The organism is Haloarcula montana (assembly GCF_035666295.1).
Taxonomy (GTDB): Archaea; Halobacteriota; Halobacteria; order Halobacteriales; family Haloarculaceae; genus Haloarcula; species Haloarcula montana.
The window spans coordinates 205,347-227,051 of sequence record NZ_CP142028.1 but is presented as its reverse complement, the minus strand read 5'-3'; the positions used below and the strand labels follow the sequence as shown (position 1 = coordinate 227,051).

The window sequence follows — 21,705 nt, the reverse complement described above, 5'->3', positions numbered from 1 at the left end:
GACTCAGATGATTAGGTCGTAGCCGTCCACGAGGTACTCCTCGCAGATGTCCCGGTCGAGTTCGACGCCCAGACCGGGGCCTTCGGGTACGTCGATGTAGCCGTCTTCAAGGATCGGACCGGAGCCCTCGACCCGGTTGCACATATCGTTCCACCACGGCACGTCGCGGGAGTGCCACTCCATACAGAGGAAGTTGGGGATGGCCGCCGAGACGTGAGCGCCGGCGACGGTCCCCAGCGGGCTGGAGATGTTGTGCGAGGCGACCGGCACGCCGTAGAGGTCACAGACCGTCGCGATGTCGACGTACTCGCCCAGTCCGCCGCACTTGTTCACGTCGGGCGCGGCGATGTCCATCATCCCCTCGCGGGCCGCTTTGTTGAACTGGTCCGTCTTCACGAGGTTCTCGCCGGTCAGGACCGGCATGTCCAGAGCCTCGGTGACCCGTTTCTGTGACTCGGTCTTCTCCGGCGGGACCGGGTCCTCCAGCCACGCCAGGTCGAACCGTTCGAGCTTCTTGCCCAGCCGGATCGCCGTCTCGGTCGTGAAGTTCCAGTGGAGGTCCATCCCCAGATCGATATCGTAGCCGATCTCGTCCCGGACCGCCTCAACCAGGCTGACCTTGTGTTCCAGGGCCTCGTTGTCCATCCGCCGGTTGGCCTCGTCGTACTCGGCGTGGGTCGGCACGTCCAGATCGAACTTCAGCGCCTCGAACCCCTCGTCGACGACCTCGCGGGCCGCACGCGCGTAGCCCTCGGGCGTGTAGACGTCCTTCGGGTCGTGGTCGCGGGCCTCCCCCAGCGACTCGCCGCCGTGGGTGTCACAGTAGATCTTGATCTCGTCGCGGTATTTCCCGCCCAGCAGTTCGTAGACGGGCACGTCGAACAGTTTGCCCTTGATGTCGTAACAGGCGGTCTCGATGGCCGTGAAGGCGGCCTGTCCGATGCGGCCACAGCCGGTGTAGCGCTGTTCGAGCAGTTCGCGGATGCGGTCGGTGTCCAGCGGGTTCTCGCCGACGAGGTCGACGTCCATCCGGCCGGCCATGTCCAGGGCGGCCTCGGCCCGGAACGTCTCGCCCAGACCGTAGACGCCCGAATCGGTCTCGACCTTGACGATGCCCCAGGTGAAGTTGCCCGCGATGGCCATCGTCTTGATGTCGGTGATCTCGACGTCTCGCTCGGGTGGGCGGTGAGTTTCCTCCATCCCCATGTCGCGCCAGGGGACGCCGCCGCCCTGTGGAATCCGGTAGTCGGGTTGCTCGTCCTGTGTCATCACCTGTGGAGTCGTGTATTGCCGGGTTAAAGATTGTGGTGGGCTACCGGACAGTGACGGTCGAGTCGGCACGGTGGGGCCGCCGGTCGGGCTGCGTGGGTTCCCCACGCAGTTCCACGGTCGCCCGCCCGCGGCTGTCGGCAGCCGACCGGCCCACGACGAGATCGACGGTCCCCGGCTCTACGACGGGCCGTCCGTCGCGGTCGTGGACGGCCAGCGTCGCCGTCGGGAGGTCGAACGTCACCATCGCCCGCGCCCCGGCGTCGAGGTCGAGGCGCTCGAACCCGACCAGTTCCCGCTCGGGCCGGACCGTACGCCCGCCGCTGTGGCGGGCGTACAGCTGGACGACCTCGCTGCCATCCCTGTCGGCCACGTTCTCGACGCTGACGGATGCGGTGATCGTCCCGTCAGTCTGACTCTCCTCCGTGGCGACCGAGCACTCGCCGTACTCGAAGGCCGCATAACTCTCCCCGTGGCCGAACGGGAACAGCGCCGTCCCTTCGGTGAAAACGTACTCGCCCCGGGAGACAGCGTCCTGTCGGTAGTGGATCGGCAACTGGCCCACCGACCGCGGGAGCGAGACCGGGAGCCGGCCGCCGGGGTCGGCTCCCAGCAACACGTCCGCGATAGCGGCCCCGCCCTCTTGCCCGGGGAGCCAGGCGGCGACGGTCGCGTCGGCCTGCTCGACCACGTCCGGGACCGCCAGCGGGCGGCCGCTCACGATGACGGCCACGACGGGGGTTCCCGTCGCCGCCACTCGCTCGATCAGCTCCGACTGCCGGCCCGGGAGCCCGAGTTCGGTACGATCCAGGGCCTCACCGGCCGTCCCCGGCGAGTCACGCTCGACGTCGATTCCGGACTGGCCGCCGACGCAGGCGACCGCCACGTCCGCGCCGCGGGCGGCTTCCACCGCCGCTTCGATGTCGTCGTCCGGGCCGGCACGGACCCCACAGCCCGCTGCGTACGCCACCGTGGCCACGCGCTCGCGGAGGGCGGCTCGCGGCGTCACCACCTCGATGCCGCCGTCGGCGTTCTCAGCGCCGGCGTACGAGTAGTTCCCCAGCAGGTTCCGGCCGGCGTCGGCGTTCGGGCCGACGACGGCGACCGACGAGGCATCCGCCAGCGGAAGGACGCCGTCGTTTTCCAGCAGCACCAGCGACCGGCGCGCGGCCCGGCGGGCGAGCGAGCGAACGGCGTCGGTCCCGAACGCGTCGGCCGCCCGCTCGGGGGCCGGTCCCGGATCGTCGAACAGTCCCGCGTCGGCCTTCTGTCGGAGGTGGCGGCCGACCGCCCGGTCGACCGTCGATTCGGGGACCCGGCCGTCCCGGACCGCGCCGACCAGTCGGTCGCCGAAACACTCGGTCTCGGGCAGTTCCACGTCGATCCCGGCCTCGATGGCCCGGACGCCGGCCGCAGTCCTGTCGGGAGCGACCCCGTAGTCGTCGGCCAACATCTCGATTCCTCGGCCGTCCGAGACGACGGTCCCCCCGAACCCCCACTCCTCGCGGAGCAGTTCGGTCAGCAACCGCCGGTTTGCGTGACACGGTACCCCGTCGACGGTGTTGTACGCCGCCATCACCGACGGTGCGCCAGCGTCGATCCCGGCCCGGAACGGGATCAGATCGGCGTCGCGCAGCTCCCCGAGGCAGGCCGTCGGGCGCGCACGGTTGCGCCCGCCCGCGGGTCGCCCATGCCCGACGAAGTGTTTGAGCGTGGCGTCAACGCCGCTGTCGGCCAGTCCCCGGACCACGCTCGCCGTCAGTTCGGCCGCCAGCGCCGGGTCTTCGCCGAAGGTCTCCTCGATCCGTCCCCAGCGGGGTTCGACGCCGAGGTCCGCGACCGGCGAGAGTGTCACCCGACAGCCGACCGCCCGCAGTTGCTCGCCGACCGCCGCCGCTACCTCGCGCACCAAGTCGGGGTCCCAGGCGCTTGCCATTCCGATGGCCTGTGGAACCGTCGCCCCGCGGCGGCCAGCGTAGCCACAGAGGCTCTCTTCCCGGACGAGCGCCGGGACGCCGTGTGCGGTTTCGCTGCGGAGAAACGACTGCAGCGCAGCGACGGCCCGTGCGAGTTCGGTCGGTTCGAGGGCACTCTCCCGACCGACCCGCGTCACGCGACCGATTCCGTGTGGGATCTCGGAACGCGCTCGCTCGCGGGAGAACGCGCCGTCGTCGAGCAGGGACCCGATCCGGACGCTCCCGAGCTGTGCCACCTTGGCTTCGAGGGACATCTCGGCGACGAGGTCGCCGATCGCTGGGGCTGTCATGGGGTGTTCTGACTCGGAACGTCGACGCCCATCGAGAAAAAGCCACGCACGACGGGGTAGTTTTATTATCCAGAGACGCCCCCGTCCCGATAGGATGACGAGCGAACGCATTACCGTCGCCGCCGTGAGCGAGTACGAGGTCGACGGACAGACAGTCCGGTTCGACTGTGAGATCGACGCCCCGGAGCCGGTGACCGACCGCACCGTCCCGGTGACACTGACCGTCTACGACCCCCGGACCTTCCGGTTCGAACTGCTGGCCAACCCCGAGACACACACGGACAGCGAGTACCCGCCCGTCGAGACCGACGCCGTCGAGACCGACGTGGCGCTGGACATCGCGGAGTCCGACGGCACGCTCACCGTCGACACCGGCGCGCTCTCGATCACCGTCGGTCTCGACGAGTGGTCCTTCGCCGTGGTGGACGCCGACACCGGCGAGACCGTCTTCGAGGAACAGCGGGCCGATCCCGACGTGTTCGGCCGCCAGCGAGTCGACGCGCTGGGGTTCACCCAGGAGGAGATCAACCACAACCCCCGGCGGGTCGACCGGACCGGAACCTCGTTCCGGCTCTCGCCCGACGAGAAGATCTACGGCGCCGGCGAGCAGTTCGTCGAGTTCGACCGCCGGGGACGCGAACTGGACCTCTGGCACCAGGAACCACTGGGTACGGAGACCGAGCGGGCCTACAAGAACATCCCCTTCCACCTCTCGACGAACGGCTACGGCCTTCTGCTGGATACCACCGCGCGGGTCCACTACGACTTCGGGAAGACCTCCACTGCTTCGGGGACGATGTCGGTCGCCGACGACGACTTCTCGTTCGTCTTCTTCTACGGGCCGGAGTTCCGGGACATCCTCCAGCGGTACACCGCCGTCACCGGCCGTCCCTCGCGGCCGCCCAAGTGGTCGTTCGGAACGTGGATGTCACGGCTTGGCTACGAGTCCCGCGAAGAACTGGAGGCCGTAGCAGCGCGCTTGCGCGAGGAGGAGATCCCCAGCGACGTGCTCCACCTCGACCCGTTCTGGATGCGGGCGAACAAGTCCACGGACCTGGAGTGGGACACCGAGCAGTTCCCCGATCCCGAGGGGATGATCGCCGAACTCCGTGAGGACGACTTCCGGCTCTCCCTGTGGGAACACCCCCACGTTCCCGTCGGGACCGAGGCCTTCGACGAGGGGGTCAGCGAGGGCTACTTCGTCACCGACGGCACCGGCGACGCCTACGTGATGGACAACACCTGCCAGGGCGACTACCGCGGGGCGCTCGTCGACTTCACCGACCCCGACGCCGTCGAGTGGTGGAAGGCCAAACACCACCGACTCCTCGAACAGGGCGTCGCCGTCTTCAAGACCGACTACGGCGAGTACGTCCCCGAAGACGCCGTCTTCGCCAACGGCCGGAGCGGGAAGACGATGCATAACCTCTATCCGTACCTCTACAACGAGGCGGTCTACGAGGCCGTCGGCGAGGTCAACGGGCCGGAGGAGGCCGTCGTCTGGGGCCGGTCGGCCTGGACCGGGAGCCAGGCGTTCCCGATGCACTGGGGCGGTGACCCACAGACCAGTTGGAACGGGATGAGCGCGGCGCTTCGCGGCGGACTCTCCGCCTCGCTGTCGGGAATCGCCTTCTGGAGCCACGATATCGGCGGCTTCCGCGGCACGCCCGACGACGACGTCTACACCCGCTGGGCGCAGTTCGGCCTCCTCTCGTCGAACAGCCGGTGTCACGGGACCACGCCGCGGGAGCCCTGGGAGTTCGGCGAGCAGGCCCTGGACATTTTCCGGGAGTACGCCCGCCTGCGCTACCGGTTGCTCCCGTATCTCTACACGTACGCGGAAGTCGCCGCCCGGACCGGCCTCCCGGTCGTGCGCCCGCTGGTCTTGGAGTACCAGGACGACCCGACGGTCCACCGCATGGACACGCAGTATCTCCTGGGCGAGGATCTGCTTGTCGCGCCCGTCTTCGAGGACAGCGGGACCCGGTCGGTGTATCTCCCGGAAGGTGAGTGGCGCGATTACTGGACGGGGCAGCGTCACGAGGGCGGCCGGACCGTCGACGTCGACGTCTCCATCGACGAGATGCCGGTGTTCGTCCGGGCCGGCAGTGTCCTCCCGGAACGCGAGCCCACCCAGTCGGTCCAGCCCGGGACGCCCGCGGAACTGGAACTCGACGCGACGCTGGCCGATGGCCACGCGGCGGGTCGGTTCTACGACGCGGACGCGGACGCACTCGTCGAGTTCACGGTCGAGGCCGGCGGCGACACCCTGTCGGTCGACCTCGGGGCGTGTACGGCCGATCGCGTGACCGTAACCGTCCGCGACGCGGCCCCCGAGACGGTCGTCGTCGACGGGGAGACGCTGCAATCGGTCGACGACGACCCCGATGCCGGTACCTGGACCGACACCGGGACCGGTGTGACGATCGTCGTCTGAGGGGTGGATTTATTAATCGAGATGCTGAATGGTGCGATAACGAACCACGGTGATACAATGGGACGCCTACAACTGAACGACCTGAAGAAAGTATTCGAATCGGGCGCGAACGACATCGTTGCAGTCAACGAACTGAACATCGACATTCGGGACGGGGAGTTTCTCGTCCTGGTCGGCCCGTCGGGCTGTGGGAAGTCGACGACACTCCGGTGTATCGCCGGGCTGGAACGGACGACATCCGGGCAGATCCTCCTCGACGACCGGGACATTACACACCGCAAGCCCAAGGAGCGCAACATGGCGATGGTGTTCCAGAACTACGCGCTCTATCCCCACATGTCCGTCCGGAAGAACATCGGCTACGGGCTGAAGATCACGAGCGACCTGGACAAAGACGAGATCAACCAGCGCGTCGAACAAACTGCGGAACTGCTTGAGATCAAGGAACTGCTCGATAAGGAGCCCGGTGACCTCTCCGGTGGGCAGCAACAGCGCGTCGCCCTGGGTCGGGCGATCATCCGTGAACCGGAGGTGTTCCTGATGGACGAGCCGCTGTCGAACCTCGACGCGAAGCTCCGGACGACGATGCGTACCGAGATCCAGCAACTCCAGCAGGATATGGATATCACGACGATCTACGTCACCCACGACCAGACCGAGGCGATGACGATGGGCGACCGGATCGCGATCCTCGACGAGGGCGAACTCCAGCAGATCGGTGAACCCCTGGAATGTTATCACCGGCCGGTCAACCAGTTCGTCGCCGGGTTCATCGGCTCTCCGAGCATGAATTTCCTTTCCGTCCGTCAGGGCGACGACCAGCTCGAACACGACGAGTTTACGTACGATATCTCGACTGAGACCCAGGAGGCACTCACCGAAGCCAGCCGGAGCCTGACGCTCGGTATCCGGCCGGAGCATATCCAACTGGCTGGCGGTGACGAGGCGAACGCGGTCCCGACGACCATCCAGGTCGTCGAGCCGATGGGCGAAGTAACCTACGCGTACTTCGAGGTCGGTGGCCAGAACTACACCGCCAGCATCGACGGTGAACGCCGGATCGAGGCCGGTGACGATGTCCACGTCGTTTTCCCGGAAGAGAAGATCCACCTCTTCGACGGCCGGAGCGGAGAGGCAGTCAAGAACAGCGAACTCGACGAGACGTTCGACACGGTCCGGGCGTAACCCTTCGTTTGTTTCTCGCGAACAATTAAGTGTGTACTCGCCATACCATCGAGTATGAGCGAGCCACCGAGCCAGCCCGAATCGGGACGACGCGTACAGGCAGTCCAGATCTCCTGTGACATCCTCGAAGCGCTCCGTGAGAACGACGGGGCCGGCGTCTCCGAACTCGCGGCACAGTTAGACCGGTCGAAAGCGACGATCCACAGCCACCTTGCGACGCTCACCGACAACGAGTACGTCGTGAAGCACGGCGACACCTACGAGATCAGTCTCCGGTTCGTCGATATCGGCGAGTACGCGAAAAACCAGATCGACATCTACGAGGTCGCCAAAGAGGAAGTCGATCGGTTGGCCGCCGAGACCGGGGAGGTGGCCCAGTTCATGGTCGAGGAACACGGCCGGGGCGTCTACCTCCACAAGGCACGTGGGGAGAACGCCATCCAGACAGCCTCCTACACCGGTAACCGGAAGGACCTTCACTGCACCGCGCTGGGGAAGGCCATCCTCTCGCAACTGTCGACCGAGCGGATCGACGAGATCATTCAGCGGCATGGACTGCCACAGCGGACCGAGAAAACCGTCACCAGCCGCGAGGAACTGTTCGAGGTCCTCGAACGGATCCGTGAGGAGGGCGTTGCCTTCGACGACGAGGAGATCCTCAAGGGACTGCGATGTATCGCTGCACCGATCGAACATCCGACCGGCGCTATCTACGGTGCGATCAGCATTTCCGGACCGACGAGCCGGTTCAAAGGTGACCGGTTCCACGAGGAACTCCCCGAGATCGTCCAGGGAGCGGCGAACGTGATCGAAGTGAACGCGACGCAAGTCTAGGCCGTTTGCAGTAGCCGAACAGAGCTTTGTTCTTTCCCCGTTACTGTAAGGCCGTCTTGTGGGAAGAAACAGTATCTGGAGCGTCGCTACGTACGGTCGCTCGTCGTCGTTTGTGAGAGGCGAATACAACTGTGTGGTGTTCCTGGGCTGCCGGTGATGGTCCCTGACGGTATCGCTGAGACACTGCTGCTCTCGTCTCCGATACACCGGCCACCGATCAGCTATTCGGTATTTGACAGGCGTCCACGACGACGGCTCTCCCCGATTCGTAGTCCGTTCGCGAGTCGCGAATACGGCCAGCCACTGTGTTTCGGTGTGGAGCCGGCTTTTCAGGGGAAAGTAATGGCGGGACTGTCCCGAATCCATGGTGCAGTTCCCTATGACACCGAACTGGATCGGACGCCGAGCTGTAGGGAACACGTAACAACCGTGCGGCTGTTATCCCTTTCGTCGGCTATCAACACCGATCTCCCTCGATAAAACAAGTGTACGGCTGTTATTTTATCTGTGGTACACAGCCAACACCGAGACAGACAGCCCTGTGGTGCTGTTCCCGGGCCAGTAGGGGATGCGTTCGGGACTCGCGAACACGATGTGTGTGAGGGTCGTGACGCTTGCTCTCAGAAGCCAGATCCAGTTCACTCAGACACACCGATAAGACGCTATTACGCCGTCTCGAATCGAATGTGTTTTTATACCTCCATTTTTGAGGGCTGTTTCGGTGGATATTCGATTTCAAATATAGAATTGCCAGAATACTTCCAGAATAGGAGATAGCATAGTTACTTTAGAAGATCTCTATCTATTTAAACAAGTTAGAAAACATATCTCCTATCTACCGGCGTTTGCTGGGTATAATTAGCACAATTGGTGAATAAGAGGGATACTATCGGTACTCTATCTTCAAATCCCGTGGCAGTGATCGGATGTTCCCGAGTTTCACAGCAGGGGACCGCGAGAAGTATAGTAATATCCGCTATACGGAGTGGTCCCAACTCGCCGACCTTTGGCTTCCATCAGTTCCACACTCGTTCGGTGTCGAAACGTAGAGAGCAGCGTGAACTCCCGAGCATCCGTTTTTGTCACTTCGCTCGCCCTTGTGCCATCGGTACGTGACGACCTAGACAGGTACCGTAATGAACGTCAGCATTCTCGACTGGTACAGATACCTTCGTAAGAGCCACTCCGTTGCTCTACTCATCACCGAAACCCCCGTTTTGTGCGGTTCCAGAGGACCGGTGGCAGATCGTGAGAAGATGTGAGAGCGGGGTGACTGCTCTCCCTTCAGAAAGAGCGGGTTTAATACGACAGGCGATACACGTCCTACCTGACTCCCCTCTCACGGAGCGCTTGATATGTCGAGACCCGCAGACCGTTACGGACGGACCCTCTCAGTTACCACCCTTGTTATCGCCCTCGCCTGTACTGTCGCCGTTATATCGATTACCACCGCCGTCTGGGCAGCGGGTTCCACAGCGACCGCCGAGACACCAGCGGTACGATCGAACGTCAGTGAAACGTACGATTCCATCGACGGCCTCAACGCGACTCGGACAACCGTTGTCAAACGGAACGGGACAGTTACGGCTCGTGCCACGTACGATGTCACGACGGTACCAGGGAGTGACAAACGCCGTCTCCGACTGAAAAGTAACTCGTCGCGACGATACGACCTCCGCGTCTCGAACGGTTCGACCCTCTGGTTGCACGATCGGAGTGAGCAAGCAGTAACCCGAATCGGTCTTCAAAATACGCCCACGGACGACTCGACCCAAGAGCGGATCGAACGGGTTCTCGTTCGCACGCGCTTGGTTAGCGACGATTCGAGACCTTCGATGCCTGTCGAGCCACTACCGGTCGTACCCGGCGACCGCGGCGGCATGAGCCCACCACATACTGTTCCGAACACCACGTACGATATTCGATACACCGGGACGGAAACGCTGAACGGACGGGAGGCGTATGTTATCAATATTACTAGTCCCGACGAAGATATCAGCTATCAGCAAACACTCTGGATCGACACGGAGTGGCTGTATCCGATCCAGCGACAGACGACGTGGGTACATAACGAGGTGGAGCGGGAACTGACGACAACGTACACCGACGTGCATGTCACTCCTGAACTCCCGAAAGGAACGTTCCGATTCGAACCGGGTCCGAACACGACGTTCGAGACGCCGGCAACGCCCACTGTCCGACAGTACGACAGTATCGGCGAGTTGCGGTCAGATACGACGGTCACAGTACCGACGCCGGAGCTACCGATGTCGTACGAATTAACCACAGCAACGAGGACTGAGGGGCAAGTCCATAGCGTCGGCCTCCAGTACGTCAACGAAACAAGCAGTATCTCGATCTCGGCGTACAACTTCACGTATCCGCCCGAGAACGGAGAAACGGAGGTTACGATCGATGGGCGACAGGCGGTGCTCTCGTTTGGCCCGACAGTGATGCTGTCCTGGAACTGTGAGAGATACCGATACACCGTTCGTGCAACGGGAACCACCAGACAACAGCTAATTGCTGTCGGTCAGTCGGTCGGCTGTCCAGCTACGTGATCCGTGCAGGTGCCTGTGTGGGTCCAAATACATTCCCCCCGGCTTCTGGGTCAGAAAGCCGGTTCCATATTATAAGATGGTACGCCACTATCGTCGAGTTGCGACGGATCACGGACGGCTATGCTAACGGTACGGAACACCCTCGGCCCGCAGTCACCCCCAGTTGGACCCTGACACCGAGGGCAAGTCATGGCCTGGATCGCTTCACCGGTCCAGTCCGTCGCCTGACTCCAGTAACGGTATGTTGGTCCCGTCCCTCCCTCGGTCCCCTGACGCGCACACCCCTCCATCCCATCCCCCGACCGTTTTCTGGGTCAGCAAGTGGCAAGGTACTTTATTCGCGCCCCAACTCTTGTTCGGGTACGTGAGCGAAGACCCGGCGCTGGAGGACGTTCTTGAGTTGCTCAGCGACCAGTACGCCCGGGATATCCTCGCAGCAACGAGTGAGCAACCAATGTCCGCCCAACAACTCGCACAGCAGTGTGATATGTCGGAACCGACGGTATACCGCCGAGTTGAGTGGTTACAGGAACACGGATTGCTGGCAGAGCGAACGGAGATACAAACTGGCGGCAACGATTACAGCGTCTACCGAGCGACGCTCTCGGAGTTCACACTTACCCTCGAAGAGGGGGCGTTCGAGCCACGTATCGAACGCCTCTCGACGCCGGCGTTTCCGGGACAGAACGAGGACGATACGGCGGACCGGTTCACGAAGATGTGGGAGAATCTATAATATGGTTCTGGTATCCACGATTACTGACTGGCTCATTCTCACACTGGCCTTCGGGTCGACGATCATTGGTGCGTACATCGGGTACCAGGCATACCGGGGCTACCGCCGGCACGACAGCCCTACCATGCAGTACCTGTCCGTGGGCCTGTTTCTCCTCACTGCCGCCGCGTTTACTGTCGCGTTCGTCGGTTCAGCCCTGCTACGGGGCAATCTTCTCCCGTCGAAGTTCCAGCAACCGCTCACTCTCATCACGCGTATGCTTCAGTTCGTCGGTGTCCTCTTCATTGCATACTCACTCCACCGGCGCGGATGACGATGCGCGTTCGAGCGACACTGTTGTGCCGGTGACACCGACCGGAACATATCATACCCGTCGATCGTGATAGGTAGACAAAGACAGCCACCTAGCGTACGGCTGTTAAGCGGTTCGTTGAATGACAATGCGTTGTGACTCAGAACTCACAGCCACAACGGGAAAAACTGGGGCCGCGCTCAAATAGATGAACGAAACGGCTAGAAGCAATCGGGGGGACTGCCCTGCCGTCGTCGATACATTCGGAATGGCTGCTTGTATCGATTGGAGGACTAAGAGGTGCTACCGGTGAAAATCGATCGCTTTCTGGCCGGCTTCACGGTGTACTTTGACCTCGGCAGGCTCCGTCTGTGCGACGAGGTCCCCTTCGCGTAGCACGAGTGTCCGCGGTGCCCGCGTTCGGAGGGCGTTGAACGCGTCCGGACTATCGAACACGACGAGCGAGCCCTCGTGTCCCTCTTGAAGACCGTACTCGTCGACGCCGAAAATCTCGGCGTTCGCTGCGGTCAGCATCTCCCAGATATCAGGCACGTTATTGCGGCCCGCCATATGGGCGTAGTGGACGAGAATGAAGGCGGCGTCAAGCGGGTCCGCCATCCCGTAGTGATACCACGGATCGAGGACAGAGTCGTGACCGAGGCCAACGGTCACGCCCCCAGCGCGAAGTTCGTCTACGCGCGTGTGTCCACGTCGCCGCGGATAGTCGTCGTAACTCCCCTGGAGAACAGAGTTATCAGGTGGATTCGTGATAACGCTCACGTTGCTCTCGTCGAGAAGCCGGATTAGCTTGTCTGCGTACGCATTGTTGTACGAGTGCATCGCCGTAGTATGACTCGCTGTCGTTCGCTCCCCGATACCCCGTTTCAAGGATTCGCTCGCCAGGACTTCGGTGAACCGCGATTGTGGATCGTCCGTCTCGTCGATATGTACGTCAAGGGGACGATCATAACGTTCGGCGAGGTCGCACACGAGTTCGACACTCGTGACGCCGTCTTCGCGAGTGTGTTCGACGTGTGGGATCGCTCCGACCACGTCAGCGCCCATCTCAATCGCCTCACGGAGCAGATCCTCGTTTTCTTCATCGGTAAACACCCCATCCTGGGGGAAGGCGACGACTTGGATGTCGACGATGTCCGCGACCCGGGATTGTAGTTCGAGGAGCGCTTCGACGGTGGTCAGTGACGGCTCTGTCGCGTCGGCATGTGTCCGGATTCGGGTCACCCCATTGGCCGCGTACCACTCGACGGTACGCGTCGCCCGCTCAAGGATATCCTCGGCCGTGATATCTCGCTTATATGTGGCCCAAATGTCGATACCCTCACTCAGTGTCCCGCTCGTATTCCACGACGGCTCCCCCGCGGTCCCCGTCGCGTCAAGGTGTACGTGTGGTTCGATCAGCGGCGGCGTCACGAACCGTCCGTCGGCCTCGTAGCGACGGTCTGCTGGGAACTGTTCCGGATCGCTCTCCCCTGCAGGAACGATCCGGTCAATGACTCCGTCCGCAATCTCGATGTCGACGGTGCTGCCGTCTAGTGTCGTCGCGCTTGTGACGAGATATTCCGACATGGATGCTACTGACGAAAAAGAGATGCATATGTGTTGCTATTTTCCAAATTGGGACAAATATTGTGTCTATAGGCCTATTTTATTCGAATTTATCGCAGACTTAGGTATGTCTATGGCAACAGACGAAGACACATCGACGTGGCGTCAGTTCGTATTCGGTAATGAAGAACTTCCTGACCCGGACTATCCGATTGATCATGTTCCTCAGGAGGAACGGAAAGGGCTCGTCAGCATTTCCGCCGTCCTTCTCGGGTTTGTGTTCTTTGCAGGGACGTTGTGGTCCGGAGCCGAAATCGGGGCGGCGATGGGCTTTGGACCGATGCTCAGCGCGATGGCTGTCGGGTACGCGATTCTGGGGGTGTACGTCGCGGCGCTCTGTGGCATCTCCGCCAAAGCGGGGCTGACGACAGTGCTCCTCGCACGATACAGTTTCGGGCGGTTGGGAGCGAAGTTTGCAGACCTCCTGCTCGGGGGGACACAGGTCGGATGGTTTGGCGTCACAATTCCTATGGTCGCGATCCCGACGGCGAGTTTCTTCGGGATCGACTCTCAGCCATTCGTTTTGGCCCTCATTTTCATCTGGGGTCTTCTCCACCTCGCGACAGCCTACTTCGGGTACGAAGGGATGGAGAAACTCTCGCTCGTCGCAGTCCCGATATTAGTGGTCGTCGGTCTCCTCTCGATGGGTATCGCTGTCCAGGATGCCGGCGGTATCGGGGGTTTGTTCGCTGGGGGTGGCAGCGGGCAGATGGGCTTCGCCGCGGCCGTAACGATCGTCGTGGGGACGTTCATCAGCGGTGGCACACAGGCCCCGAATTGGGCGCGGTTCTCAGCATCCACGAGAGTCGGGTTTTGGGCAGGCCTCATTGCGTTCCTGCTTGGGAACGGCTTCCTGTTTCTCTCGGGTGCTGTCGGCGGAACCGTCTACGATGTGACGCCCGCGGGTGATCTCTATGAAGTGCTCGCCGCTCAGGGACTGGCCGCGATTGGCCTCATCGCGCTCGTCCTGAACATCTGGACGACGAACGACAACGCCGCCTACGCCTTCGGCGTCGCCGGAAGCGAGGCGTTCGATTTTAACCGTAAGCGCCCGTTCGTCCTCGGCGGTGGCGCTATCGGTATTCTCCTTGCACTTGCTGGTGCCGATAGTTTGCTTATCCCCTGGCTCTCGACACTCGGGCAGTACGTCCCACCGCTTGGCGGTGTCATCATCGCTGATTTCCTACTCTGTTGGCGCATGGAGATCCCGAAGATGGACAACGTTCGGTTTACCGGGATTCGCTGGGTCGGGGTCATCGCCTACGTCGCCGGAATTCTTGTCGCGATGCTCACCGCTGGCCAAGTTGTGCCCGGAGTCGCTGCACCCCAACTCCTGCCAGGTCCCGGAGGTGCAGCACTCAATGGTCTCGTCGCAGCACTTATCTCTCATACGATAGGATACTATTTGTTGGAGAAGAACGGTATGCTCTCCGGTCACATGGTTGAACAAGGAGCGGACCGACTCTAATTTCCCCACTTCGGTACCCTATCATAACAATTGAAACGCTGTACGCACCGATCGCACTGCAGTCATGTGATCGGGTGTGCATTGATTCTCAATGACTACGATAAATACGGCTATCAATCCGCCGTGACGGCACCAAATCACGCCCACTTTCCGAGTGAGCGGTCAACAAACTAGATACTACTGGATGCTGTGGCAAAGAGACGACCACAAAACGTATTCCGTGACTGGCGAATGACCTGAACTGGGCGGCGGTCCCCGAGTGTCGTTGTCATTGGACGATAAGTAGTTTAGCTCGACAGAGGACGAGTCCAGCGAGGTAGCGATGCCACGAAGAGGTGCCATCGCGTATTTGTTGTAGCAGAGTTCATCAGCATCGGCGTGGGGACAGCTGTAGGGGTGGATATCGACGGAGTTGAGGCAGATGATCCTCGGTTCCGGCCCGGGGATCATCGCTGCCTGCTGAACCGGGGCCGTTGATCACGGCTTCCAGTTCATCGGGTGGAAGACCGACACTCTCAATGCATACGGTCCGAATGCCACAAAGTCTAGTCAGGGTTCGTATAGTAGAACTCGAATACCTGAGGTATCGATGCGGCGATACACCGGAACGCCAGTAATCCGTTTCCCCGACCCGAGTCGTATTTGGCCCGATAGCGTTCCGTAGAACCGCACACCTCGTTTCCATCCTGGCTCGTCACTCGCTCCAGAATGCCTCGATTCGTTCGTCAAGACGAGTGAGTACGGTGGCGAGCACGTCCTGCCACTCATCTGGATAGTCTTCGTCCTCGCCTGGCGTCGGCGCATTCGGGGGCGGGTGGGAGTGCTCGCGGGTGTTGTGGTCATTGGGGTGGCGGTCCCAGCGGCACTCCCACGAGTTCCCCGTCCGGTATTGCTCGGAGTAATGGATGCTGAAGTCATCGGTTTCGAACCATCGGATACGAAGATACGCTCGCGTGACCCCGCTTGGGAAGTACCCGAGGTCGTAGTCAGCAACGACGGCGTTAGGTGCATACTCAGGGCGTACTTGGACATCGGCGAAGCGGGCGCTTCTGGAAAGATGCGGGGTAATCCGGTCGAGAATTTCAGCATCGATCGGGCCGGTACTGGACGGCCCGTCCTGGTTGTCAGGCATCGATATGATCGGGAGAACTACCAGAAGTTGAGTGATCACGCCGCGCCGCGTCGAGGAGGGTAGCTCTGCGTTCGAGCGTTTTCCACTTGGAGAGCGCTTCCCACGCGTATTCAGTTGTCATTTCGCGGCTGGCTTCGACAAGAGAGACGGCGTCAGGATCGTCTGCGTCGAACTGTTCTCTGTACTCCTCGATCTGTTCGATGGCGTCTGAAAGCGCCTCAACGATCTCCTGGTCGGAGTAGTTCTCGCGGATGCGGTCGATACGTCGCCACTGGAAGTACGCATCGTTGCGCTCATACCGGACGGGGCGGCCGTCGTGACGGTGAACCAATCCCATCCCGTCGAACCACTCCAAGTAGTCGCGGGCAGTCTCAGTATCGCAGTCAGCGAGATCGGCGATGTCGGAAACCTTTGTAGGGGTTCGAAGCCCGGTGACGATATCGAGGAGTCGCTCGCGGATCGGACCATCCTTGACCAGCGAATCGGGCGATTCTAAATCATCGAGATCCGCCGGTGACTCGTCGCCAGCGTACGCATCGTCGGGAATGTCAGTGATATCCATTCGTGACGCCTCCGTACCGGAACTAACACTTGGACTGGTATATATCTATTGTGAACTGAATTATTTCTGCTATATGCTGATGAGTCGCGAGTTCGACAGTCAGCATATTCTAGAGATGCTCAGCCAACGCGGGTTCTCCTCCGTCGTCCCGAAACGGATGCAGACCAGCGAGAAAGCCCAGGCCAAGCGATTGCTCCAGCGCGGTCAAGATCGATACGAGACCGACAGGAAACTGCATCTCGGGAAGAACGAATGGCACGAGACGACGCTGATCTACCGTCGCAAGGAGAACTCCGAACACGACGATCACAGACAGTACTCTGTGTTTATGACGAACCGAGGCAGTGGCCTTCTTACTGAGTACGGCTATCGCTGGGAAATCAAGAGTGGCTACAAGTCGATCAAGCGATTCATGGCCGCAACGACGTCGAAGGATTTCGGGTTGCGGTTCTTCTACTTCGCATTCGCGTGTCTCCTGTACTCGATCTGGCGAGCGGTGGACCTGCTGGTACGGGTTGAGTTGACCGATGAGTACGAGCATTCACCGATCGTAACAGCCGACAATACGCTGACGCTGTTGAAGAAAGAAACCGGAATTGGATAATGAGGGGGCTCTCCCCGTGTTAGCGCGGCGTCTGAGTGGCAACGCTGTCGGAAGTCGACGAAATGCCTCGGATTAGTTTCCAGTTCAACAAGAACCCCCGTTTGGGGAGGGATCTGAAACAGATTCCGCTCGTCGGTTCGCCCGAAACCACACATCACAGGCCCGCTAAACCCACTGTAGTCTCAACTTCCAAAGAGGGAGTTTTTGTATAGCATAATATGATATATAGACGTGGATATGGGCGCTTCAGCGGCCAGAGCGGGTTTTTTCGCCGTAACTCTGGCTCCCACAACACACAAAACATTACTCCAATAATGTGCTGTGGGTTGGAGTGGGTCGCCGCCCTCGGAGAAGCACGACTGCTGTAACCGCCTCAGGATGCCGCTTTGCCAGGGGAAGACCGGGGTTTGAATTTGCGCTGACTCGCCTCATCAGAGTCGAATCGATAGCAACGCATAGATTCGATTAAGACTAACTCTTAAATGATAGGAAATTACTATTTCTGGCAATCCGACAGAAGCGGACTACGGATGACAACCGCGTGCGGACGGTCGTCGGTAATTGCCGGAGCCGCGAACGGCGAACTGGCTGCCGCTGAAGCGGGGCATCACCATCGGCAACGGTGCCGTCGTCGTGGCCGGCGCGATCATCGCCGACGACGTTGACTACTACACCGTCGTCGCGGACGACCCGCAAGACTGGTCTCCGGAACGCTCCGCCGCCAGCGCTAACTGTTCGTCCGTCCTACGACCGCCATGGGACTGATTGCGGAGTTCCGGATGGCCTCCGAGCAGCTGCCGCTGGTCGACGTAGCGGAGGGCGTGTCCGAAGCAACCGTCGAGTTCGAGTCGGTCCAGGGGCGCCCGTCGGGGGCGCCAACGTTCATCGTACGGATCGTGGGTGCCGACGCCGACGCGATCGAGGCGGCGTTTGCCGACGCCGACTCGGTGACCGACTACTCGCTGCTCGTCGCCGACGGGGCGACGCGGCGCTACCGCTGTCGTCCGACCGGCGACCCGCCGACTGACGTGGAACTGCTCGCGGACAACGGGTCGATCCCCGATCGGGTGCTCGCCACGCCGAACGGCTGGGAAGAGCGCCGCTGGTTCGCCGACCGTGAGGAGTTCGACCAGTTCCGGACGTTCTGCCGCGCCAACGACTACGGACTCCGGCTGGACCGTCTTGTGGAGACCGACGAGGGGCCGGACGGGAGGGTGTCCAGCCCTTTCGGGAACGGCGACCGCTCCCGGCCGCGCGAGATGACCGACGCCCAGCGGGAGGCGCTCGTCACCGCCCACGAGATGGGCTACTTCGACACGCCGCGGACCGCCACGATGGCCGACATCGCCGACGAACTCGGCGTCGCGTCCGCGTCGCTCTCCGAGCGACTGCGACGCGCACAGACCCACCTCGTCGCGGAGTTTCGACGCACCACCAGTATAAAGCCCCGAACAGATTAGGGTACGGACTACAGGTCCGTGGTCACAAAGACCCCTGTGATCGACGACACGCTACGGACGGACGGGCGCGGTGCCGCCATCGATGCCGAGGGCGTGGAACTCACCTACGCCGACGGGACGGAGGCGGTGAAAGGGATCGACCTGACCGTCCCTGAGGGCGAGTTCTTCGCCTTTCTCGGTGCGAACGGTGCGGGGAAGACGACGACGATCAAGACGTTCTCGACGCTACTGTCGCCGACTGCGGGCTCGATCACCGTCAACGGCTTCGACGTGCGGGACGAGCCCCGGAGGGTCCGCGAAACGATCGGCTACATGGCTCAGGAGACCAGCGTCGACGAGGAACTCACCGCCCGCGAGAACATCCGCTTCGCCGCTCAGGCCTACGGCGTCCCCAAGAGCGAGCGCGCCGAGCGCATCGACGAACTGCTGGATTTGGTGGACCTAGCGGACGTGAGTGACAAGCAGGCCAGCGAGTTCTCCGGCGGGATGAAGAAGCGACTGGACGCCGCGACGGCCCTCGTCCACAACCCGCCGCTCGTCTTCCTCGACGAACCGACGACCGGGCTGGACCCGAAGGCACGCAACCGTCTCTGGGACTATTTCGAGCGCATCAACGAGCGCGGAACGACGCTGTTTCTCACCACGCAGTACCTCGAAGAAGCCGACCAACTCTGTGACCGCATCGCCGTCATCATGGACGGCGAGATCGTCGCCACGGGCTCGCCCGCGGAGCTGAAACGGCGAGTCGGCGGGGAGATCCTCGACGTGGAGGTCCCCGACGGAGAGGACGCCCGTGAACGCGCCGCCGAGATCGCCCGCGAAGGCGACGTCTTCGACGCCGACGCGGCCGTGACCGTCACCGACGACGGGATCAGCGTCACCGCCGAGCGAGCACGCGAGCACGGAACGGGCCTGCTGGTGGCCCTGCGCGACGCCGGGATCACCGTCACTGGGTTCAATATCCGCGCCCCGACGCTCGACGACGTCTTCCTCGCGATCACCGGGGAGGAACTCGACTCCGAGGAACGGTCGGCCGACCCCGCTGACGTGACGGAACCGGAGGTGACCGCCGAATGAGCGAACCCTCGGGAGATCGGGCCGCCGACAAGCCCCGCGCGGATGGTGGGCACGTCCGCACGACGCCGTCGAGCAACTCCGTTCTCAGCGACTTCTGGGTGAACTTCGTCCGCTGGAACCTGAAGGCGATACGCAATCCGTTCGTCGTCGTCGGGTCGCTCGTCCAGCCGATCATCTTCCTCGTCCTGTTCACACAGGTTTTCGGCCAGATCGCGACGAGCGCGCTCGGGAGCGGTGGCGGGGCGGGGGGCATCACCTACGAGACGTTCCTGCTGCCCGCTATCGCGATGCAGGTGTCGCTGGCGGCCGCCGCGGGGTCGGGGATCGGCCTCGTCAACGACATGGAAGAGGGGATGTTCGAGAAGACGCTCGTGATGCCGATGAGCCGTTCGGCGATGTTTTTGGGCAAGACCGCCGCGGAGATCCTCCGGATCGTCGTCCAGATCGCTATCATCCTCGCGCTGGGCGCGTTCCTCGGCGCGAACGTCGCCACCGGGTTCGTCGGCGCCGTCGGGATCCTCGGCATCGGGGTCCTCTTCTCGCTGTGGTTCATCGCCCTCTCGAACATCATTGCGGTCGTCACCCGCGATCAGGAGTCGACCATCATCGGCGCGAACCTCCTGCAGTTCCCCCTGCTGTTCGTCTCGACGGCCTTCCTCCCGCTGGACGCGATGCCCGACTGGATCGAGGTCGTCGCGACGTTCAACCCGATCACCTACGGCGTCGACGCCGCCCGTGCGCTCATGCTCGGCCAGGACGTCATGACCGTCATCGAGGTCACCCGCTTTGGCGGGATCTGGAACACGCTCGTCCCGGCGATTGCCGTGTTGCTCGCCCTCGACATCGTATTCGGCGGCGCCATGGTCTACCTGCTCAACCGCGCGTCGAGTTCCACTGTGCAGTGAGACCCACGTTGTCGGCGGTTCGCTCCACGACTGCGCGCGATAGTGTACCTACGAGGACGCCCCTCCCCCGGGGCGCTGAAAATCGGACAGCTATCGGCGAACGGACCACCCGATACTGTACAAAACCGAGGCGGCTTTCGTCGACGAGCGGACGTACTGTCGATGGAGAACGGCTCTCAGCCGAACACGTAGTCGTCGCTGCGGGGAGCCGTCCGCTCGTGGTGCCCACCGACGGACTCGACGAGGTCGACTACATGACAAGCCAGAATGCGCTGTACCGTCGCGAACAGCCGGATTCACTGGTGATTCTCGGTGGTAGCTACATTACCGTCGAACCCGGCTACTTCTTCGAATCCGTGGGGACTGAGGTCACGATCGTGGAGAGTATGGAGGCGCTGGTCCCTCGGGAGGACTCCGACATCGCCGAGACGTTCACCGACATTGCCCGGGAACGCCACGAGATCTACACCGGCCACCGGGCAACGGCTGTCGACGATCAGTTCGGCAATACGTTTCTCCCACGTCGTCAACACACTCGACAGCGACGCTCCAGCACGTCGCACACGACGCCGAGGATCGCGACTTACGATGTCGATCCCATTTCCACTGTTGTGAGTTTGTAAGTGGTATCTCCCTCCGGCTCCCCCGGATTAACACCCTCGACGGACACGCTCGTCCAGTAGATGGATACAGTGACGCCGTCAGCAGTTCCTTCGGGATCGACGTAGATCGTCTCCCCCGCGTCCCAAGTAGCTCCGATCCCGACCTGTGGGGGATTGCTCCCGCTTGCTTCGGTGAACTTCTCTCGCCTGCTTGCGTACGCATCGTTTGCAGGTGTGGAACTGCTATTGGGGCGGCCGCCGATATCGAGTGGCTTCGATCCAGAAACATAGAGCTGTTCGGTCTGTGCCGAATCACCTGCGAGATGCGTGATCGCTATGGCCTGTTCGCCGGCATCCACGGCTTCCACAAACTCACCCGATACCTCGACGTACGGCGCTTCCGATTGTATGTTAGAACCGAGATCGAGCGCGAAGACGCTGATAGTTGCACTGAGTACAACAACGACAGCGACCAGAAGAACAGTCGAAATAATCGAAGAAACAGCACGATGCCGTTGGGGCATATCACAACGTATCTGCTGTTATGGTAAATAACTTGCAGGCTACTGGTGGGTCGCGTTTCATTTGTGAATGAAGCGGACGAGTTCTGCGTGTCTATGTCCGGATTCGACCGCCGCAGTGGCCGTATCGAGTGGACCGACTTGTCGTTTGTCGAGCGGCGGACGTCC

Annotated in this window: 17 protein-coding genes and 2 pseudogenes; 13 read left to right on the top strand and 6 right to left on the bottom strand. The window is 61.8% G+C overall.

Annotation, left to right across the window (positions count from 1 at the left end; translation table 11 throughout):
* Positions 1–3: 3 nt before the first annotated feature.
* Both VJ109_RS16810 and VJ109_RS16805 read right to left on the bottom strand, forming a co-directional pair.
* Positions 4–1,269, bottom strand: a complete 1,266-nt coding sequence (locus VJ109_RS16810; protein ID WP_324760466.1) for a mandelate racemase/muconate lactonizing enzyme family protein — start codon at positions 1,267–1,269, stop codon at positions 4–6.
* Positions 1,270–1,312: 43 nt separating this feature from the next.
* On the bottom strand, positions 1,313–3,535 hold the full coding sequence (locus VJ109_RS16805; RefSeq protein WP_324760464.1) for a glycoside hydrolase family 3 N-terminal domain-containing protein: 2,223 nt from the start codon (positions 3,533–3,535) through the stop codon (positions 1,313–1,315).
* A 94-nt stretch (positions 3,536–3,629) separates the two neighbouring features.
* Between VJ109_RS16805 and yicI the strand changes: the two genes are divergently transcribed.
* The 6 genes from yicI to VJ109_RS16775 all read left to right on the top strand — a co-directional run bounded on the left by yicI (position 3,630) and on the right by VJ109_RS16775 (position 11,601).
* Positions 3,630–5,972, top strand: a complete 2,343-nt coding sequence (yicI, locus tag VJ109_RS16800) for an alpha-xylosidase (RefSeq protein ID WP_324760462.1) — start codon at positions 3,630–3,632, stop codon at positions 5,970–5,972.
* A gap of 57 nt (positions 5,973–6,029) precedes the next feature.
* Entirely contained in the window at positions 6,030–7,157 is a 1,128-nt protein-coding gene (locus VJ109_RS16795; RefSeq protein ID WP_324760460.1) for an ABC transporter ATP-binding protein, read from the top strand.
* Between the two features lie 54 nt (positions 7,158–7,211).
* Complete coding sequence (locus VJ109_RS16790; RefSeq protein ID WP_324760458.1) at positions 7,212–7,991, top strand: IclR family transcriptional regulator; 780 nt, start codon at positions 7,212–7,214, stop codon at positions 7,989–7,991.
* Between the two features lie 1,835 nt (positions 7,992–9,826).
* Positions 9,827–10,552: a LolA family protein gene (locus VJ109_RS16785; RefSeq protein WP_324760456.1), complete on the top strand. Its 726-nt coding sequence runs from the start codon at positions 9,827–9,829 to the stop codon at positions 10,550–10,552.
* Between the two features lie 364 nt (positions 10,553–10,916).
* Positions 10,917–11,288, top strand: a complete 372-nt coding sequence (locus VJ109_RS16780) for an ArsR/SmtB family transcription factor (RefSeq protein WP_324760455.1) — start codon at positions 10,917–10,919, stop codon at positions 11,286–11,288.
* A gap of 1 nt (position 11,289) precedes the next feature.
* Positions 11,290–11,601, top strand: a complete 312-nt coding sequence (locus VJ109_RS16775) for a DUF7521 family protein (RefSeq protein ID WP_324760453.1) — start codon at positions 11,290–11,292, stop codon at positions 11,599–11,601.
* Positions 11,602–11,883: 282 nt separating this feature from the next.
* On the opposite strand, the gene VJ109_RS16770 is transcribed toward VJ109_RS16775, so the two are convergent.
* On the bottom strand, positions 11,884–13,167 hold the full coding sequence (locus VJ109_RS16770; protein WP_324760451.1) for a cytosine deaminase: 1,284 nt from the start codon (positions 13,165–13,167) through the stop codon (positions 11,884–11,886).
* Between the two features lie 112 nt (positions 13,168–13,279).
* Here VJ109_RS16770 and codB point away from each other — a divergent pair, with 112 nt between their 5' ends.
* A complete protein-coding gene (codB, locus tag VJ109_RS16765) occupies positions 13,280–14,674 on the top strand; it encodes a cytosine permease (RefSeq protein ID WP_324760450.1) in 1,395 nt (464 codons plus the stop codon).
* Positions 14,675–15,368: 694 nt separating this feature from the next.
* Here codB and VJ109_RS16760 read toward each other — a convergent pair.
* The gene (locus VJ109_RS16760) at positions 15,369–15,806 is read right to left on the bottom strand and encodes a toxin-antitoxin system TumE family protein (RefSeq protein ID WP_324760448.1); all 438 of its coding nucleotides are present in this window, start codon (positions 15,804–15,806) and stop codon (positions 15,369–15,371) included.
* Positions 15,799–16,368 (bottom strand): DUF7342 family protein, encoded by a 570-nt coding sequence (locus VJ109_RS16755; protein WP_324760446.1) that lies wholly within the window; start codon positions 16,366–16,368, stop codon positions 15,799–15,801. Before VJ109_RS16755 ends, VJ109_RS16760 begins: the two co-directional genes overlap by 8 nt.
* A gap of 73 nt (positions 16,369–16,441) precedes the next feature.
* Between VJ109_RS16755 and VJ109_RS16750 the strand changes: the two are divergent.
* From VJ109_RS16750 to VJ109_RS16725, 6 genes and pseudogenes are all read left to right on the top strand, one after another.
* Positions 16,442–16,972, top strand: a pseudogene (locus tag VJ109_RS16750) (transposase); the annotation flags it as partial.
* Positions 16,973–17,575: 603 nt separating this feature from the next.
* Positions 17,576–17,665: pseudogene (locus tag VJ109_RS16745) on the top strand (acetyltransferase); the annotation flags it as partial.
* A 62-nt stretch (positions 17,666–17,727) separates the two neighbouring features.
* Positions 17,728–18,432, top strand: coding sequence for a helix-turn-helix domain-containing protein (locus VJ109_RS16740; RefSeq protein ID WP_324760444.1), 705 nt, complete (start codon positions 17,728–17,730; stop codon positions 18,430–18,432).
* Between the two features lie 18 nt (positions 18,433–18,450).
* A complete protein-coding gene (locus VJ109_RS16735; protein WP_434737291.1) occupies positions 18,451–19,509 on the top strand; it encodes an ABC transporter ATP-binding protein in 1,059 nt (352 codons plus the stop codon).
* Positions 19,506–20,414, top strand: coding sequence for an ABC transporter permease (locus tag VJ109_RS16730; protein ID WP_324760441.1), 909 nt, complete (start codon positions 19,506–19,508; stop codon positions 20,412–20,414). The genes VJ109_RS16735 and VJ109_RS16730 overlap by 4 nt, the downstream gene beginning before the upstream one ends.
* Entirely contained in the window at positions 20,411–21,037 is a 627-nt protein-coding gene (locus tag VJ109_RS16725) for an FAD-dependent oxidoreductase (protein WP_324760439.1), read from the top strand. Before VJ109_RS16730 ends, VJ109_RS16725 begins: the two co-directional genes overlap by 4 nt.
* Here the strand turns inward: VJ109_RS16725 and VJ109_RS16720 are convergent.
* Complete coding sequence (locus tag VJ109_RS16720; RefSeq protein WP_324760437.1) at positions 20,998–21,540, bottom strand: archaellin/type IV pilin N-terminal domain-containing protein; 543 nt, start codon at positions 21,538–21,540, stop codon at positions 20,998–21,000. The genes VJ109_RS16725 and VJ109_RS16720 overlap by 40 nt on opposite strands.
* Positions 21,541–21,705: the final 165 nt, after the last annotated feature.

Coding starts and splice junctions, on each gene's coding strand:
- VJ109_RS16775 (WP_324760453.1), top strand. CDS start 11,290: ATGGTTCTGGTATCCACGATTACTGACTGGCTCATTCTCACACTGGCC.
- VJ109_RS16760 (WP_324760448.1), bottom strand. CDS start 15,806: ATGCCTGACAACCAGGACGGGCCGTCCAGTACCGGCCCGATCGATGCT.
- VJ109_RS16730 (WP_324760441.1), top strand. CDS start 19,506: ATGAGCGAACCCTCGGGAGATCGGGCCGCCGACAAGCCCCGCGCGGAT.
- codB (WP_324760450.1), top strand. CDS start 13,280: ATGGCAACAGACGAAGACACATCGACGTGGCGTCAGTTCGTATTCGGT.
- VJ109_RS16795 (WP_324760460.1), top strand. CDS start 6,030: ATGGGACGCCTACAACTGAACGACCTGAAGAAAGTATTCGAATCGGGC.
- VJ109_RS16755 (WP_324760446.1), bottom strand. CDS start 16,368: ATGGATATCACTGACATTCCCGACGATGCGTACGCTGGCGACGAGTCA.
- VJ109_RS16785 (WP_324760456.1), top strand. CDS start 9,827: ATGCCTGTCGAGCCACTACCGGTCGTACCCGGCGACCGCGGCGGCATG.
- VJ109_RS16810 (WP_324760466.1), bottom strand. CDS start 1,269: ATGACACAGGACGAGCAACCCGACTACCGGATTCCACAGGGCGGCGGC.
- VJ109_RS16790 (WP_324760458.1), top strand. CDS start 7,212: ATGAGCGAGCCACCGAGCCAGCCCGAATCGGGACGACGCGTACAGGCA.
- yicI (WP_324760462.1), top strand. CDS start 3,630: ATGACGAGCGAACGCATTACCGTCGCCGCCGTGAGCGAGTACGAGGTC.
- VJ109_RS16740 (WP_324760444.1), top strand. CDS start 17,728: ATGGGACTGATTGCGGAGTTCCGGATGGCCTCCGAGCAGCTGCCGCTG.
- VJ109_RS16805 (WP_324760464.1), bottom strand. CDS start 3,535: ATGACAGCCCCAGCGATCGGCGACCTCGTCGCCGAGATGTCCCTCGAA.
- VJ109_RS16720 (WP_324760437.1), bottom strand. CDS start 21,540: ATGCCCCAACGGCATCGTGCTGTTTCTTCGATTATTTCGACTGTTCTT.
- VJ109_RS16770 (WP_324760451.1), bottom strand. CDS start 13,167: ATGTCGGAATATCTCGTCACAAGCGCGACGACACTAGACGGCAGCACC.